Below are 15,058 nucleotides of genomic sequence, written 5' to 3' on the forward strand. Positions count from 1 at the left end.
GATGGTGTCATCCGGCGTCACGGGATCTCGTCGGCTGCGCCGGATAGGCTCGGGCGGCACAGGGGAGTCGTCGCGCGGCGGGGCGTCAACCGCCGAGCGGAGCAAGGAAGGGGTCCGCCCGCAGTGACCGAGATCGTGCGGCCGAAGGTGCAGCTGATCGGCAAGACCGAGTTCTTCCCGCCGGAGGACGTGGACTGGTCGACCGACGCCGACGGCGGGCAGGCGCTGGCCGAGTTCGCCGGTCGGGCGTGCTACCAGTCCTGGCGCAAGCCGAACCCGGCCACCGCCACCAACGTCGGCTACCTGCGGCACATCCTGGAGGTCGGCCACCTGTCGGTGCTGGAGCACGGCACGGTGTCGTTCTACCTGTCCGGCCTGTCCCGCTCGCTGACCCACGAGCTGATCCGCCACCGCCACTTCTCCTACTCGCAGCTGTCGCAGCGCTACGTGCCGGAGCGCGACGCCGCGATGGTCGAGCCCGACGTCATCGCGAACGACCCGGAGCTGCACGAGAAGTTCGTCCGGGCGACCGAGGCCAGCGTGGCGGCCTACACCGAGCTGCTGGCCGCGCTGGAGGAGAAGTTCGCCGACGAGCCGAAGGCGACGCTGCGCCGCAAGCAGGCCCGGCAGGCCGCCCGCGCGGTGCTGCCGAACGCCACCGAGACCCGCATCGTGGTCACCGGCAACTACCGGGCCTGGCGGCACTTCATCGCGATGCGCGCTTCCGAGCACGCCGACGTCGAGATCCGGGCCCTGGCCGTCGAGTGCCTGCGGCAGCTGCAGAAGGCGGCGCCGAACGTGTTCAGCGACTTCGAGATCACCGCGCTGAAGGACGGCACCGAGGTCGCCTCCAGCCCCCTCGTCTCCGAGGGCTGACGTCCTCGGCTCGCGCGGCCGCACGCGCTGGCCCGGTCGAGGTGCGCACGGTTCCCCCGCGCCATTCCGCGCCGCCCGTCGTGCGGATCTCGGTTCGGCGGATCGTGGCTGCTCGGAGCGTGCGACGTCACCCGCCGAAACTCGGGCGGAGGGGAACCTGCGGCGATCCCGCGCAGTCCAAGCGGGCACTTCGGTCATCTGATTGGATGAACGACGATGTCGGGTCGTTGCGCTTCGTGATCGCGCGTGAGAACGGGTGGAGGACGTCACCGTGGTGGAGCAGGTCGGGTCGGGCGCGCCGACCAGGCTGATCGGCGGTCGGTACCAGGTGGTCCAGGAGCTCGGCCGCGGCGGCATGGGCATCGTCTGGCGGGCGTGGGACCAGGTGATCGGCCGCGAGGTCGCGATCAAGGAACTGCACCTGCCCGACGGGGTGCCACCGGCGGAGCGGCAGGTCTACGAGGAGCGTGTGCTCCGCGAGGCGCGCACCGCGGGACGGCTCAACGACCCGGCCGTGGTCACGGTGCACGACGTGCTCGCCGAGTCCGGCACCACCTACATCGTGATGGAGCTGGTGCAGGCGGTCACGCTCACCCAGCACGTCGCCCAGCGCGGCCCGCTGAGCCCGGAGCAGGCCGCCGACCTTGCCCGCCAGGTGCTGTCCGCGCTGGAGAGCGCGCACGCGGCGGGCATCGTGCACCGCGACGTCAAGCCGAGCAACATCATGGTCGCTGACGGCCGCGTGAAACTGGCCGACTTCGGCATCGCCCAGACCCTCGACGACCCGCGGCTGACCACCAGCGGCGCGATCGTCGGCTCGCCGTCGTTCATGGCGCCGGAGCGGCTGCAGGGCGCCGACGCCACCCCGGCCAGCGACCTGTGGTCGTTGGGCGCGACGCTGTTCTTCGCCGTCGAGGGCTGGATGCCCTTCGAGCGCCAGACCACGGCCGCCACGCTGAACGCGGTGCTCAACGAATCCCCGCAGCTCTCCCGCCCGCACGGCGTCATCGGATCGGTGATCACGGGTTTGCTGATCAGCGACCCGCGAGCGCGGTTCACCGCCCCGCAGATCCGGGCGCTGCTGGACAGCGCGCAGGCCACCGGCGCACCCGAGAGCACTAGGCCGGTGGGTGCGCCCACGCGCGTCGGACCGGTGGGCCAGTCGAAGCGCTCGTTGCGCCCGTGGTTGATCGCCGCCGCCGTCGCGTCGGTGGTCCTGTTCGCCGCCGGTCTGCTGGTCGGGCGGTTCGCGCTGGTCGGCAGCGGTGCCCCGGCCGCGATGCAGCCGACGCTGAGCTACGGCCGCGGTGGCGATGTCGCGGCGTTCGACCTCGGCAGCGACAACTGCGGCGACGGCCAGGTCGCGACCGGGGCGAACCTGACCACCGGAACGTCGTGCTCGGACCCGCACGACTTCGAGGTCTACGCGACCTCCTCGCCGTTCGGTTCGAGTGACTACGACCTGCCCTACCCGGGCGAGGAGGCGCTGGCCCGCTACGGCGAGGGCTACTGCGCGATCTACTTCTACTCGGACAAGGTCATCACGCCGGGCAAGCAGTCCGCGCTGCGCTTCGCCGCGCTGATCCCGTCCGCGCAGTCGTGGGACGAGCTGGCCTCGACCAAGGAGGACAGCAACAGCGACAACGACGCGGGTGACCAGGACGTGCACTGCGTCGCCTACAGCACGAACGGCGACAAGCTGCAAACACCGATCACCAAGTGATCACCCTCCGGCCCGGACGCGGCTAAGGTGGGCACATGGGTGTCGCCAGCGATGAACGCCAGCAGTTGTGCGATCTGTTCGAGCAGCTCGGTCCGGACGCGCCGACGCTGTGCGAGGGGTGGACGACCCGCGACCTCGCGGTGCACCTGGTGGTGCGCGAGCGCCGCCCGGACGCGCTGGCGGGCAAGCTGCTGAAGTCGCTGGCCGAGCGCAGCGGGCGGATCGAGGGCGAGCTGCGCGCCCTGCCGTGGCCCGAGCTCGTCGACCAGGTGCGCCAGGGGCCGCCGAAGTGGAACCCGATGGGCCTGGCGGGTGTGGACGAAGCAGTGAACGCCGCCGAGTTCTACGTGCACCACGAGGACGTCCGGCGCGCCCAGCCGGACTGGCAGCCGCGGCCGTCGGACCCGGTTCGCGAGGAAGCGCTGTGGAAGTCCCTGGGGCGGTTGGCCCGCGTGTTCTACGGGCGAAGCCCGGTGGGCGTGGTGCTGCGGCGGCCGGACGGCACCGAGATCGCGGCCAAGAGCGGCCCGCGCACGGTCCGCATCAGCGGCGAGCCCAGCGAGCTGATCCTGCACGCGTTCAGCCGACGTGCTGCGAAGGTCACGTTCGACGGCAACGAGGCCGACGTGCTCGCGGTCGAGGACCTGCGCCGCTCCTTCTGACCCCGGGAGCTGAAAACTCCGTGGCAACAGGCCTGCTCAACCGGAAGATGCACGGCCGGGAACCGGTGCCGGGCGCGGGGTTTCCGGAATGTGCGGTGACCCCGGTCCGGGCGCTCTGAGCAGGGAAGTCACCAGGTAGCGTCAGGGCCATGACCGCCTGCCCCACTGCGATTCCGGGCCGCCCGTTCGGCCGCGTCCTGACCGCGATGGTCACGCCCTTCGACGAGGACGGCAAGCTCGATCTGAAGCTCGCCCAGGAACTGGCCACCTACCTGGTGGACAGCGTCGGGAACGACGGGTTGGTCGTCAACGGCACCACCGGTGAGAGCCCCACGACCAGCGACCACGAGAAGGAGCAGCTGCTGCGCGCCGTGGTCGAGGCGGTGGGCGACCGCGCGACCGTCGTGGCCGGTGCGGGCACCAACAACACCGAGCACTCCGTCGAGCTCGCCCGCGCCGCGGAGAGGGCCGGTGCGCACGGCCTGCTGGTGGTCACGCCGTACTACTCGCGCCCGCCGCAGGAAGGCCTGTTCCAGCACTTCTGGACGGTCGCCGACGCCACCGAGCTGCCGGTGATGCTCTACGACATCCCGCCGCGCTCGGTCGTGCCGATCCAGGTCGACACGCTCAAGCGGCTCGCCGAGCACCCGCAGATCAAGGCGGTCAAGGACTCCAAGCACGACCTGCTGGCCGGCAGCGAGGTCATGGCCGCCACCGACCTCGCGTACTACTCGGGCGAGGACCCGCTGAACCTGCCGTGGCTGTCGGTCGGCGCGGTCGGCTTCGTCAGCGTGATCGGCCACGTGGTGGGTGACCGGCTGCGCTCGATGCTGGACGCCTTCGAGGCCGGTGACATCAACGGCGCTCGGGAGATCCACAACGGTCTGCTGCCGGTGTACCGGTCGATGAACTTCGTCGGCGGGGTCATCTTCTCCAAGACCGCGCTGCGGCTGTGCGGCTACGAGACGGGGCAGCCGCGGCTGCCGCTCCCGGCCGCCACCGAGGAGCAGGTGCGGTTGATCACCAGCGACCTGTGGGATGCTGGCCTGGTATTGGTCAATCCGGACGCCGCACAGAGGTGAACCAGCGTTGAGCGCAAAGGCGACAGCCACCGAGTACCACCCGGTGACGCCGATTTCTTCGGCCCCACCGCCCCCGTTGGCCGAGGGTGGGCTGCGCGTCGTTGCGCTCGGCGGCATCGGCGAGGTCGGCCGCAACATGACCGTCTTCGAGTTCGGCGGGCGGCTGCTGATCGTCGACTGCGGTGTGCTGTTCCCCGAGGACGACGCGCCGGGCGTCGACCTGATCCTGCCGGACTTCGCGGCGATCGAGAACCGGCTCGACGACATCGACGCCCTGGTGCTCACGCACGGCCACGAGGACCACATCGGCGCGGTGCCGTTCCTGCTGCGGTTGCGCCCGGACCTGCCGGTGGTGGGGTCGAAGTTCACCCTCGCGCTGCTGGCGGCGAAGTGCCGCGAGCACCGGCTGGACCCGGTGCTGGTCGAGGTCTCCGAGGGGCAGCGCAGCCAGCACGGCGCGTTCGACCTGGAGTTCTTCGCGGTCAACCACTCCATCCCGGACGCGCTGGCGGTGGCCGTCCGCACCCCGGCCGGGGTGGCGCTGCACACCGGTGACATCAAGCTGGACCAGCTGCCGCTGGACGGTCGGCTGACCGACCTGGCCGGGTTCTCCCGGCTCGGCGACGAGGGCGTGGACCTGTTCCTGGTCGACTCCACCAATGCCGAGGTGCCGGGGTTCGTCACCCCGGAGCGCGAGATCGGGCCGGTGCTGGACCGGGTGATCGGCAAGGCGACGCAGCGGGTGATCGTGGCCTGCTTCGCCAGCCACGTGCACCGCGTGCAGCAGGTCCTGGACGTCGCCGAGGCGCACGGCCGCAAGGTGTGCTTCGTCGGGCGCTCGATGGTGCGCAACATGGGCATCGCGGCGGACCTGGGCATGCTGCAGGTGCCGGACGGGCTGCTGGTCGACCTCGACGAGGCGCTGGAGATGCCCGAGCACGAGGTGGCCTTCGTCTCGACCGGTTCGCAGGGCGAGCCGCTGTCCGCGCTGTCGCGGATGGCGCGCGGCGAGCACAAGCAGATCCGCATCCGCGCCGGTGACACGGTGGTGCTGGCCAGCTCGCTGATCCCCGGCAACGAGACCGCGGTGTTCGGCGTGGTAAACGGCCTGGTGCGGCTGGGTGCGCAGGTGGTGCACCAGGGGCACGCGAAGGTGCACGTGTCCGGGCACGCCTCGGCCGGTGAGCTGCTGTACCTCTACAACGCGGTGCGGCCCAGCAACGTGATGCCGGTGCACGGCGAGTGGCGGCACCTGCGGGCGAACGCCGAGCTCGCGCGGCTGACCGGGGTGCCCGCGGATCGCGTGGTGATCGCCGAGGACGGCGTCGTGGTCGACCTGCTCGACGGGATCGCCAGCATCGCCGGGCGCGTGGAGGTCGGTCACGTCTACGTCGACGGCCTGTCCGTGGGCGACGTGGGGGAGTCGACGCTGTCCGACCGCCTGGTGCTGGGCGAGGGCGGGTTCATCGCGATCACGGTCGCCGTGGAGGCGGCGACGGGGCGGGCCGTGTCGTCGCCGACGATCTCCGGCCGCGGCTTCTCCGACGACCCGAAGGCGCTGGACGACGTGGTGCCGCTGGTGGAGATGGAGCTGGCGCGCACCGAGGCGGAGGGCATCACCGACACCCACCGGATCGCGCAGGCGGTGCGCCGGGTGGTCGGCCGGTGGGTGGCCGAGACCTACCGCCGCCGACCGATGATCGTGCCCAACGTGCTCCCGGTCGGCTCCTGAACCAATCACCCGTCCGAGGGGTGATTTCGGTTCGTTGATCCGGTTTTTCCGATTACTCCGCGTTGCGCGGATCGCCACCGGGTGGTCTGCGGATCTCGTTGGAGGGACACGGCAGGCCGTGGTGAACATCCGCTGCCAGGGTGGGTGACGCCGGTTCGGGAGGTACCCACCCCGACGTGGGACCGAAGTGGACCGGCGGAACCGCCAAATCGGAGGATTGGGGTCTTCAGGTGCGTACTTCCACTCGACTTCTCGGTGCTGCGGCTGCGACTGCTGCCCTGCTGGCGATCGGTTCCCCGGCCTTCGCCGACAGCTACGACAACGACGGCATCAACGTGCTGAACGACAACAACGTCAGCCTGGTGCCGATCCAGCTGTGCGGCAACAACGTGGGCGTCCTGGCCCTGGTGGCCCCGATCGGCTCCCCGCAGGCCAACTTCTGCGTCAACGCCCCGATCTGGGAAGGCTGACCGGAAACACCTCACGCAGCAGAAGGGCTGACCTCCCGCGGGAGGTCAGCCCTTCTGCTGCGCGCTCAGACCCTCGCGGCGGGCCTGGTCAGGATCTTGACCATCTCGTCGATGGTGCCGACCAGCTTGCGGCCGTCGGCCGGGGCGAGCGTGTACCACTCGCGGCCGTCGCGACCGGGCTTGCGCTGCGCCAGGTAGCAGCCCGACTCGGTGGCGAAGAACTGGAGGTTGAACGGCAGCGTGTGCATCCGGCGCACCTTCTGGTCGTACGCGCGGACGGTGAACAGCCCCTCCAGGGTCCGCTTCGCGGAGAACGCCTGCGCGAGCGTCTTGGCGTCGTTGCCGCGAATCCCGTTGGCGGACAACGCAGATCCGAAGCTCGACTCGCCACCGCTCATGCGCTTGGCAGCCCGGTCCAGCTGCTCGTACGGCACCGACACCGAAGCGCCCTCGCCAGCGGCGATCCGGCCGAGCAGGTTGACGGCATTCCCCGCCGGACCACCGTGCTCGTGGCGCTTGATGCGGATCTCCCGGAGCTGGCTCTGCGGTTCACCATCGGGCTGGTACGCCTGGATCGTGCTGCGGCCGTGCTCCACGAGGACGGCGTTGAAGCTCTCGCTGTCGCGGGAGTTGACCGCGAGCCCGACCGCCAGCGGCGGCCGGGCCAGCAGGTGGATGGCGTCCTCCAGGAACGGGTGCAGGCCATCGGCGTCGAGCAGGCCCTGCTGGGCCAGCTCCTGCTGCCCGCGCTCCGCCGCTGCACGGCGGTCCTCGTCAGTGGCTTCCACCGGCAACCAGCCGACCCGCAGCAGCGGGTGCAGCTGCAGGTCGAACTTGGTGCAGAGGTAGCTCGCCGCGGTGGGGGAAAGGCTGAGTTCGCGCCCCGCCACGATCACCGGCCCCCGTTGGACCAGTCACCGAAGACCGGGGGCGCGACCTTCTCCATGTCGTTGGTGAAGACGTCGTCGTCCTCGGTCAACCAGCTGGGACGCTCGTGCTCTTGGTCCTCCTCGTCCTGCTTGCCGCGGCCAGCGCCACCGGCGCCGCCCATGCCGCCAGCAGCACCGCGACCACCGGCACCGGCAGCGGTCGAACCGCTGGCGCCGGAGCCCGAGCCCATGCCGCCGCCGAGGCCACCAGCGCCCGCACGACCGCCAGCACCGAGCTGCCCGGCACCACCGGCGCCGACACCACCGCGACCCATGCCGCCAGCGCCGCCCATGCCACCGCGGGCACCGCCGGGACCGCCGTTCGGCGACGGAGCCCATCGACCGTTGTAGGGGTTCTGCCGCTCCCAAGCACCGGTCTGCGGGTTCTGCCGGTAGAGCGTCCCGTCCGGACCGCGCACAACGCCCGGCGGAAGCCCCTGCCCCGGCCCAGGCATCGGGTTGGCCCACACCGGATTGGTAGCGGCCGGAGGCGTGGACGGGGTGGGAGTCGGCGTGTACGACGGAGTCGGACTCGGCGCCGAGGCCCACGAGGACGAAGTACCCGCCGGAGCGGAGGAAATCCCACCGCCGCTCGTGTAACCGGAGGGGGTGTTGGAGTAGCCGCTGGGAGTGCTCGGGTAGGGCGTCGAACCCTGCGGCTGAGGGGGCGGCGGCTGGTCAGCAGGCTTGAACTCCGGCATCTGCGCGATGTTGGCCTCAGTCTGCGCGCTGTACCGCTCCATGGCCGAGGTGGCCTGCTGGCTGGTTTCGGTGAAAGCCTGCTGCCGCTCTTCGTAGTCGCTCATCCACCCCGTGATCGGGTTGGAGTCGAGTCCCCAGTCCTCGACCCAGCCCTTCTGCGGCGGGTCGAGAATCGCTTCTTTGCCGCTCGGCAGGGGGTCGCCCTGCGCAGGAAGGGACGAAAACGCTTCGCGCTGGTAAGTAGCTTGCTGCTCGAGTGCGGATCGAACGCCGACCGAGGTCTCGGCAGCGGCCTCGGCGTAGGGCTTGATCTCCGCGATCGAAGTGCTCGCGGCCTGCGAGGCGTCACCTTCGTGACCGGCCTCCGCAAGTCGGATGGCAGCTTCGATGTTGCTGACCATGTGCTTGAAGGATGCTGCGACCGTTTGCCACGTTTCGATTCCGTGGTCTTTCGGAGCAGGAAGGCTCGCAGCGTCCGGAGCACCGCCCATTTGGTTGCGGTACTCCTTTGCTGGGCTCACGTAGCACATGTCGACCATGATGTTTCCCCCAAAACTGGTTACTTGGCAGCAGGCAGCGTCGGGATCGATGCCTCCAGTGCCTTCTCAGAGATGGCGCATGGATCCGTGACGTCGGTCTGTGTGGTGAAGGAGTGGATCATCTCGGTGTTCGACACGGCGAGGAAGATCGAACAGGCGCCGTCCTGCGCTGGATTTCCCTGGTTCGCGCGGACGGCCGGATAGCCTGCGATGGTCAATTCCTCGTAGTCGGTGAAGGTCGACTTGTTGTCGTAGTACTCCTGGATCGAACGATCCTTGTTCACGGCGAGCTGGAGCGCGTCGTGGCCGTTCGGAGTCCTCCACATGCACGCATCCACTGCGTCAGGGGAGATCTTCGGGCCATCGTTGATCTTCCCCTCGGGCTCGAATCCAAGAGAAGTCGCGGCCTGCGCCGGAAGCAGGTCGCAGAGAGCAACGGCCGAGGCATCCTTGGGGTTGCTGATCTGAGGCCCGGCGGCCTGGGTCTGCTGCGGACTCTCGGTCGGCTGGCCATTGCTGCCAGTGCCACCAGAGCACGCAGCCAACGTGCCAGCAACCACGACGCTGGCGGCGATCCCGCAGCTACGCTTGAGAACGCCCATCTTCGCCTTCACGCTTGATCATGCCTCTCGTTGGATCCGGTTCGCGTCAGTGGCCGCAGCGTCATCGTTCCGCCGGTACTCCTCCAGCGTCGCCTTGTAGGCATCGATCTTCTCGTTGAGCTTCCCACGAAGCTCCTTCACGGCCATGGTCAAGGACCCAGCGTTGCCTGTCGCGCGCTCCTGGATCGCCTGACGTGCTTTGGTGGTGTAGCTGTCCTGTGCTGTCAGTTCGCCAGGCTTCACGTTAACTGCCTGCTGGAGCAACGAGTCAGCGTCGTCCCGGACCTCTTCCAACTTCGTGATGGCGAGCTCCAGCGCCTTCGGATCTACCCGGAACCCGGTCATGTCAACGTCCCCCTTTGCTTGACACCTCTCGTTGCTGATCCATTCTCTGTGATCACCGCGCGTGACTACAGCAGATCGGACCGGCTAACACTATGGCGCTGGTCACCCTACCGAGGTGCCCGGGGTGTCCTGGTGTTCACCCGGATGTCGCAATGCGTGATTTCGGTGGTTCGGGACCGTTTGCCCCAGTCGGTCGGTAAGGTGCTCTCGTCGGTTTCGCTCGTGACTGGGGGAAGTGTTGTCGAATCCGTATGGCACAGGGGGATTTGGTCAGTACCCGGCGGGGATGCCGGGCGTTCCGCAGCAGCCAGGGATGCCTCCGCAGCCGCCGATGGGTCCGCCGCCTAGGAAGAAGAAGCTCGGCCCGCGCATCGCGATCGCCGTGGTCGCCGGACTCGTCATCGGACTCGGCGGTGGGTTCGGGCTGCTGCAGCTCCGCAACTCGCAGCCTGCTGCCAGTGATGAGGAGGGCAAGCCCGCCACGCCGCGCTCGAATGTGCTTGTCGGGGCGTACGAGCGCAGGCCTGCGCCGACCGTCGATGGGCGTGTGATCGTGGACGCCTGTGCGCTGTTGCCGCCTGGCGAGTTGGACAAGATCGGCATTCCGGTCAGGCACCCCGCGAACGTCTTGCACGGCTATCTCGACACCGATGTCGAAGGTGGTCCCTCGGTTTCCGAAGGCTGGTCGATGTCACCGGTTTCGGGGTGCAGCTACGCGGTTCACAGCGACAAGGGCCTTCCTGGGGTTTCGGTTGAGTTCAACGCTGCGCCGTTCACCAGCGAGGACAACTTCGAGTCGGAAGTCTTCGAGCCTCGGTCCAGGGTCCGGAACGGCTTGACCGTCTTCACCGGAAAGACGCGGACTGACGGCTGGGCGGCGGAGATTCCGGTCGGTGATCGCGAGTTCATCCGCGTGGTGCTGGATGAACCGGAATCGTTGCCCGACTCGTTCGGCGGAGTGCCGACCCGGCAGCTCTTCGACCGGGTTGTGGACACCGTCGTGGACAACTACCGGTCCGGCGCGGTCGGGGTCCAGGGGTTCCGGTACGAACAGCCGTGGGGGGAGGTCAAGAGCGCGTGCGATGTCTTCACCGCCGCTGCATTCCGCGTCGCGACCGGTGAGCCGGACTCCGGCTGGGTCGAGGAAATCATCCCCGTCAGCGAGTACCAGATGCTGAACAGCCGGGTCGGCAGCTACATGTATCTGGAGCAGACCTGCCACCGGATCAGCAAGCAGCGCCTGAACTCCACCACCGAGGGTGCCGGGGAACAGGTGCGGGTCACCTACTACCGGGATGCGGCTCAGGCGGCCGCGCACGACGACCACTGCCAGATGACTGTGGACATCGGTGTGCAGGACACCGGGGCCAAGCTGGGCGACGGCCAGAGCTGCGTCACGACCTTCCAGGATCTGACGACCTTCGAATTCCGGTCGGGGAAGCTCGGGATCTCGTTGACGGCGAACAAGGGTGAGGACCCGCGCGCCTTCCGGGACCGGGCAGTCCCGGTCGCGCAGCAGATCCTCCGCGACCTCAACGGGTAGTCGGTCGCGACACGGTTCGCCGGGTTCTGTTGCGCGACTGCGGCGTGCGCACCTCGTTGCTGCCGACCGGAAAGCATGGCCTGCGGGCAGCCGTTCGCGGTGGGGTCAGTCTTCCTGGCCGGTGAGCTGTTGGGTGGTGATGACGGCGAGGAGGTCCAGTTTGCCCGCGCTGTCCGTGCCCACTGCTGGGGTGAACCAGAGCAGGCGCTGGCGGCCGTCTTCGCTGAACAGGTTGAGGCAGTTGACGTCGAGCACGCCCAGGGCGGGGTGGATGATGCGCTTTCGGTCGTTGCGGCGGAATGCCACGTCGTGCTCGGCCCAGAGCTCGGCGAACTCGGTGGAGCGGTCGAGCAGGTCCGCGATCATCGAACTCGCTTCGGTGTCCCGGGCGTCCCGTCGCGCTGCTGCGGCTCGCAGGTCAGCGGCGAACGCCCGGGACTGCGCCGGGTGGTCCTCCTCGGGGTAGATCCGTCGTGCTTCGGGGTCGGTGAACCACCGGTGGACGAAGCTCGCCTGCTGGCCGTGGAAACCCGACTGGTCGCCTAGCAGGGCGATGGCGAGCGGGTTCTGCACGAGGGTGACGTGCATGTCGGTGATGACCTGGGCGGGGGTCGAGGTCAGCCGGGTGAGCAGGTCGAGCATGCCGGGGTGGACGTGCGAGGAGAGGCCGCCCTGCACCGGGACGGGGCGATCGGCGAGGTGGTAGAGGTGATCGCGCTCGTCAGCGGTCAGCCGCAGGGCCCGTGCCAGGGCCGCGAGCATCTGCTCGGACGGTTGGGATCCGGCGCCGCGTTCCAGTTCGTTGTAGTAGTCCACCGACGCGCCCGCGAGCTGGGCCACCTCGTCCCTGCGCAGCCCGGGTACGCGGCGTCGCGGCCCGCGGACGAGCCCGACCTCCTCGGGGCGGATGCGCTCGCGCCGGGAGCGGAGGAACGCACCCAGCTCGGTGTGCTTCGAGGACTTCACGGCCACCAGTCTGCGGCAGCCGGGGCAGCTGGCACAGGGGATGCCATCCCCTGGCAAGGCCCGCGGGTGGCCCGCACCGTGGAGGCATGACTTCCACCGACACCACCAGTGCGGCGGTCGGCCGGGTCGCGGTCGTCACCGGGGGCTCGCGCGGCATCGGCCGGGCCGTGTCCCACCGGCTCGGCTCCGACGGTTGGGCCGTCGTCGTCAACTACGTCACCGACGCGGCTGCTGCGGAGGAGACAGTCGCCGCGCTCACCTCCGCTGGCGGCACGGCGATCGCGGTCCGGGCCGACGTCGCCGAGGAGAAGGCCGTCACGGCGCTCTTCGACCAGGCCGAGGCGGAATTCGGGGGCGTGGACGTCGTGGTGAACGCTGCGGGACGTCTGGCGCTCTCGCCCATCGCCGATCTCGACCTGAACGTCCTCGACCAGCTGCACCGGACCAATGTCCGCGGAGCTTTCGCGGTCGCCAAGCTGGCCGCCCGGCGCCTGCGCACAGGCGGTTCTTTCGTGGGCTTCTCCACCTCCGTGGTCGGCACCCAGTTCCCCAACTACGGGGCGTACGCCGCCAGCAAGGGAGCCGTCGAGGCGATGACCCTGATCCTGGCGCGCGAGCTGCGCGGGCGCGACATCACCGTGAACACCGTCGCCCCGGGCCCGACCGCCACCGAGCTCTTCCTCGAGGGCAAGACGGAGGAGCAGGTCGAGTCGCTGGCCAAGGCGCCGCCGCTGGAGCGCCTGGGCACCCCGGAGGACATCGCTGCTGTCGTCGCTTTCCTGACCAGCGCCGAGGGGCGCTGGGTCAACGGTCAAGTCCTGCGCGCGAACGGCGGCATGGTGTGACGCCCCGTTCCGCAGCCGCCCGCGCTCACCACCACGACAACTGGAGGACAACCGTGCCATTCGCGCACTTCAAGGTTCCTGCCGACACCATCACCGCGGCGGACAAGAAGAAGATCATCGAACGCACCACCGACCTGTACGCCGAGATCTACGGGGAGCGGGCGCGGCCGACCACGGTCGTTCTCGTCGACGAGGTCGTTGACGGTGGTTGGGGCGTTGCAGGCAACGTCCTGACCGCCGCCGTGCTCAACGGCGACAGCTGATCGTCACGCGTGACGGCCCGGCACCGCGGTGCCGGGCCGTCACGCAGCGGGAGATCCGTGTCAGTGCCAGTTGGACTGGAGGGCTTTCTGGAGGAACTCCGGTTGTTGTGGGTGCTTGGACAGGGTGTTCACGCCCTCCGGGGTTGGTTGGGGGAGGGGTTCGCACGTCGTGTCCGGGCCTTCTCCCGGTTTGCGGGGTGGGAGCTTGCCCGTGAGCAGGTAGTCCGCGATCTGGTCGTCCAGGCACGTGTTTCCGCTCAGGGAGCCCGAGTGGGTCGTGCCTCCGGGGAGGCTGATCAGGCTCGCGTTGGGGAAGCGGTCCCGGGCTTCCAGGGCTCCTGGGAACGGGGTTGCCGCGTCGAGCTCTTCGCTGATCAGGAGGGCGCTCTCGACCTCGCCGCCGTCCACCTCGACCGGCTTGCCCGGTTTCGCCGGCCAGAACCGGCAGGGGGCGTTGTACCAGGCGTTGGCCCAGGTCTCGAAGGGGGCCTTCGCGTGGGTCTCCCAGTTGTCGCGGCGCCACTGCTGCCAGCTCTGGGGCCACTTCACGTCCGTGCACTGGACCGACAGGTAGACCGCGAAGCCGTTGTCGTCACCCGGCGGGTTCGCGCTGTCGTAGACCTTCTTCAGCGTCTCCCAGTCGCCGTTGTGGACCCACCCGGCGAACGCCTTGGCGCGGCTGTCCCACGCCGCCTGGGAGTAGCCCGCGGTCAGGAACAGGTCGGTCCACTCGTCGGGGCCGATCACCCCGCCCGCCGGTTGCCGGTCCAGCTCGGCCTGCTGCTCGTAGTACAGCTTCTCCACGTCCGCGCCGGTCTTGCCCAGGTGGAACGTGTCGTCGTGGCGGGCGATCCAGTCGAAGAAGATCTTGATGTTGCGGTCGAAGGCCACGTCCTGGTTCAGGTTCGCCCGGTACCAGACGTCCTCGACGTCCACCACGCCGTCCATCACCACGCGGCGCATCCGCTCCGGGTGCAGGGTGCCGTAGACCTGGCCGAGGTAGGTGCCGTAGGAGAACCCGTAGTAGTTGATCTGCTCGGCGCCCAGCGCCTCGCGGATGCTGTCCATGTCCTCGACGACATCGGTGGTCTTGATGTGGTCGAGCAGCTTGCCGGTGTTGCCGCAGGCGCGGGCGTAGCCCTCGGACCGGTCGAGCCAGGTCTGCTCCAGCTCCGGCGTGGTGGGCACGTAGTGCGGGCGGTCGTAGGAGAAGTAGTTCGGGTCGCAGGAGATCGCGGGCTCGCTGGCGCCGACGCCGCGCGGGTCGAAGCCGATCCAGTCGTAGGCGGCCCCGGCGTTCTTGGGCACGTACGCGCCGAGGGCGGACAGCGTCAGGCCGGATCCGCCCGGTCCGCCCGGGTTGACCAGCATGACGCCCTGGTACTGGTCCTCCGGCACGGTGTGCTTGATCCGGGAGACCGCGAGCGAGATCTGCTCGCCCGCCGGATCGGCGTGGTCCAGCGGGACCCGCAGCATCCCGCACTCCGCCCCGGCCTTCTGCAGCGTCTCGTCGGTGCACGGTCCCCACTGGATCGGTGCCGGGTCGAAGTCCGGAGCCGCGTTCGCGACCGCCGGTGACAAGCCCGTCAGGAGTCCGACCGCGAGCGCCGCGGTGACGACTTTTCGCACGATTGCCCCCCGTTCGTCCGGTTGGCGCCCACCTGGCGGTGAGCAATGTGGACAGTAAACGGGATGGTCCGCGCCGGAGCTGCGCAATTGGCGAGAAATGGTCTCCCCGGGCGATGGTCGCTCGACGTCATCCGGGCGATTTCGCGCGAA

Annotated in this window: 15 protein-coding genes; 9 read left to right on the top strand and 6 right to left on the bottom strand. The window is 69.2% G+C overall.

The window, feature by feature from the left end; genetic code table 11:
- The first annotated feature begins 123 nt into the window (after nt 1-123).
- The 6 genes from thyX (at nt 124) to F1721_RS20215 (ending at nt 6,545) form a co-directional block, all read left to right on the top strand.
- Nucleotides 124-876 (top strand): FAD-dependent thymidylate synthase, encoded by a 753-nt coding sequence (thyX, locus tag F1721_RS20190; protein ID WP_150068303.1) that lies wholly within the window; start codon nt 124-126, stop codon nt 874-876.
- 271 nt (nt 877-1,147) lie between these two features.
- On the top strand, nt 1,148-2,599 hold the full coding sequence (locus F1721_RS20195; protein WP_150068547.1) for a serine/threonine-protein kinase: 1,452 nt from the start codon (nt 1,148-1,150) through the stop codon (nt 2,597-2,599).
- A gap of 35 nt (nt 2,600-2,634) precedes the next feature.
- Nucleotides 2,635-3,261 (top strand): TIGR03085 family metal-binding protein, encoded by a 627-nt coding sequence (locus F1721_RS20200; RefSeq protein WP_150068304.1) that lies wholly within the window; start codon nt 2,635-2,637, stop codon nt 3,259-3,261.
- A 149-nt stretch (nt 3,262-3,410) separates the two neighbouring features.
- Complete coding sequence (gene dapA, locus F1721_RS20205) at nt 3,411-4,343, top strand: 4-hydroxy-tetrahydrodipicolinate synthase (RefSeq protein WP_150068305.1); 933 nt, start codon at nt 3,411-3,413, stop codon at nt 4,341-4,343.
- A 7-nt stretch (nt 4,344-4,350) separates the two neighbouring features.
- Nucleotides 4,351-6,075 (top strand): ribonuclease J, encoded by a 1,725-nt coding sequence (locus F1721_RS20210; RefSeq protein WP_150068306.1) that lies wholly within the window; start codon nt 4,351-4,353, stop codon nt 6,073-6,075.
- A gap of 230 nt (nt 6,076-6,305) precedes the next feature.
- Nucleotides 6,306-6,545, top strand: a complete 240-nt coding sequence (locus F1721_RS20215; protein ID WP_211840542.1) for a hypothetical protein — start codon at nt 6,306-6,308, stop codon at nt 6,543-6,545.
- Nucleotides 6,546-6,610: 65 nt separating this feature from the next.
- Here F1721_RS20215 and F1721_RS20220 read toward each other — a convergent pair whose 3' ends face one another.
- Genes F1721_RS20220 through F1721_RS20235 form a run of 4 tightly spaced genes read right to left on the bottom strand, consistent with a single transcriptional unit; the run spans nt 6,611 to nt 9,662 of the window.
- A complete protein-coding gene (locus F1721_RS20220) occupies nt 6,611-7,435 on the bottom strand; it encodes an ESX secretion-associated protein EspG (RefSeq protein ID WP_150068307.1) in 825 nt (274 codons plus the stop codon).
- A gap of 2 nt (nt 7,436-7,437) precedes the next feature.
- Entirely contained in the window at nt 7,438-8,715 is a 1,278-nt protein-coding gene (locus F1721_RS20225) for a hypothetical protein (RefSeq protein WP_211840543.1), read from the bottom strand.
- 20 nt (nt 8,716-8,735) lie between these two features.
- Entirely contained in the window at nt 8,736-9,329 is a 594-nt protein-coding gene (locus tag F1721_RS20230; RefSeq protein ID WP_150068308.1) for a DUF3558 domain-containing protein, read from the bottom strand.
- A gap of 6 nt (nt 9,330-9,335) precedes the next feature.
- Nucleotides 9,336-9,662: a hypothetical protein gene (locus tag F1721_RS20235; protein WP_150068309.1), complete on the bottom strand. Its 327-nt coding sequence runs from the start codon at nt 9,660-9,662 to the stop codon at nt 9,336-9,338.
- 313 nt (nt 9,663-9,975) lie between these two features.
- Between F1721_RS20235 and F1721_RS20240 the strand changes: the two genes are divergently transcribed.
- Nucleotides 9,976-11,205 carry a hypothetical protein gene (locus F1721_RS20240; protein WP_150068310.1) on the top strand — a complete coding sequence of 410 codons (1,230 nt, stop codon included), beginning with the start codon at nt 9,976-9,978 and terminating at the stop codon, nt 11,203-11,205.
- Between the two features lie 105 nt (nt 11,206-11,310).
- Here the strand turns inward: F1721_RS20240 and F1721_RS20245 are convergent, their stop codons facing one another.
- Nucleotides 11,311-12,171, bottom strand: a complete 861-nt coding sequence (locus F1721_RS20245; RefSeq protein ID WP_150068311.1) for a helix-turn-helix transcriptional regulator — start codon at nt 12,169-12,171, stop codon at nt 11,311-11,313.
- 86 nt (nt 12,172-12,257) lie between these two features.
- On the opposite strand from F1721_RS20245, the gene F1721_RS20250 reads away from it, so the two are divergent.
- Together F1721_RS20250 and F1721_RS20255 are read left to right on the top strand one after the other, a co-directional pair.
- Complete coding sequence (locus F1721_RS20250; RefSeq protein WP_150068312.1) at nt 12,258-13,016, top strand: SDR family oxidoreductase; 759 nt, start codon at nt 12,258-12,260, stop codon at nt 13,014-13,016.
- A gap of 53 nt (nt 13,017-13,069) precedes the next feature.
- Complete coding sequence (locus F1721_RS20255; protein ID WP_150068313.1) at nt 13,070-13,279, top strand: tautomerase family protein; 210 nt, start codon at nt 13,070-13,072, stop codon at nt 13,277-13,279.
- Between the two features lie 60 nt (nt 13,280-13,339).
- Here F1721_RS20255 and F1721_RS20260 read toward each other — a convergent pair whose 3' ends face one another.
- Nucleotides 13,340-14,908 (bottom strand): alpha/beta hydrolase, encoded by a 1,569-nt coding sequence (locus F1721_RS20260; protein ID WP_150068314.1) that lies wholly within the window; start codon nt 14,906-14,908, stop codon nt 13,340-13,342.
- Nucleotides 14,909-15,058 lie beyond the last annotated feature (150 nt).

This window comes from Saccharopolyspora hirsuta, assembly GCF_008630535.1.
Lineage (GTDB): Bacteria > Actinomycetota > Actinomycetes > Mycobacteriales > Pseudonocardiaceae > Saccharopolyspora > Saccharopolyspora hirsuta.

Bases quoted from the DNA above. Each gene is read 5' to 3' on its own strand.
- F1721_RS20200 (WP_150068304.1), top strand. From the start codon at position 2,635: ATGGGTGTCGCCAGCGATGAACGCCAGCAGTTGTGCGATCTGTTCGAG.
- dapA (WP_150068305.1), top strand. From the start codon at position 3,411: ATGACCGCCTGCCCCACTGCGATTCCGGGCCGCCCGTTCGGCCGCGTC.
- F1721_RS20225 (WP_211840543.1), bottom strand. From the start codon at position 8,715: ATGGTCGACATGTGCTACGTGAGCCCAGCAAAGGAGTACCGCAACCAA.
- F1721_RS20235 (WP_150068309.1), bottom strand. From the start codon at position 9,662: ATGACCGGGTTCCGGGTAGATCCGAAGGCGCTGGAGCTCGCCATCACG.
- F1721_RS20240 (WP_150068310.1), top strand. From the start codon at position 9,976: ATGCCTCCGCAGCCGCCGATGGGTCCGCCGCCTAGGAAGAAGAAGCTC.
- F1721_RS20250 (WP_150068312.1), top strand. From the start codon at position 12,258: ATGACTTCCACCGACACCACCAGTGCGGCGGTCGGCCGGGTCGCGGTC.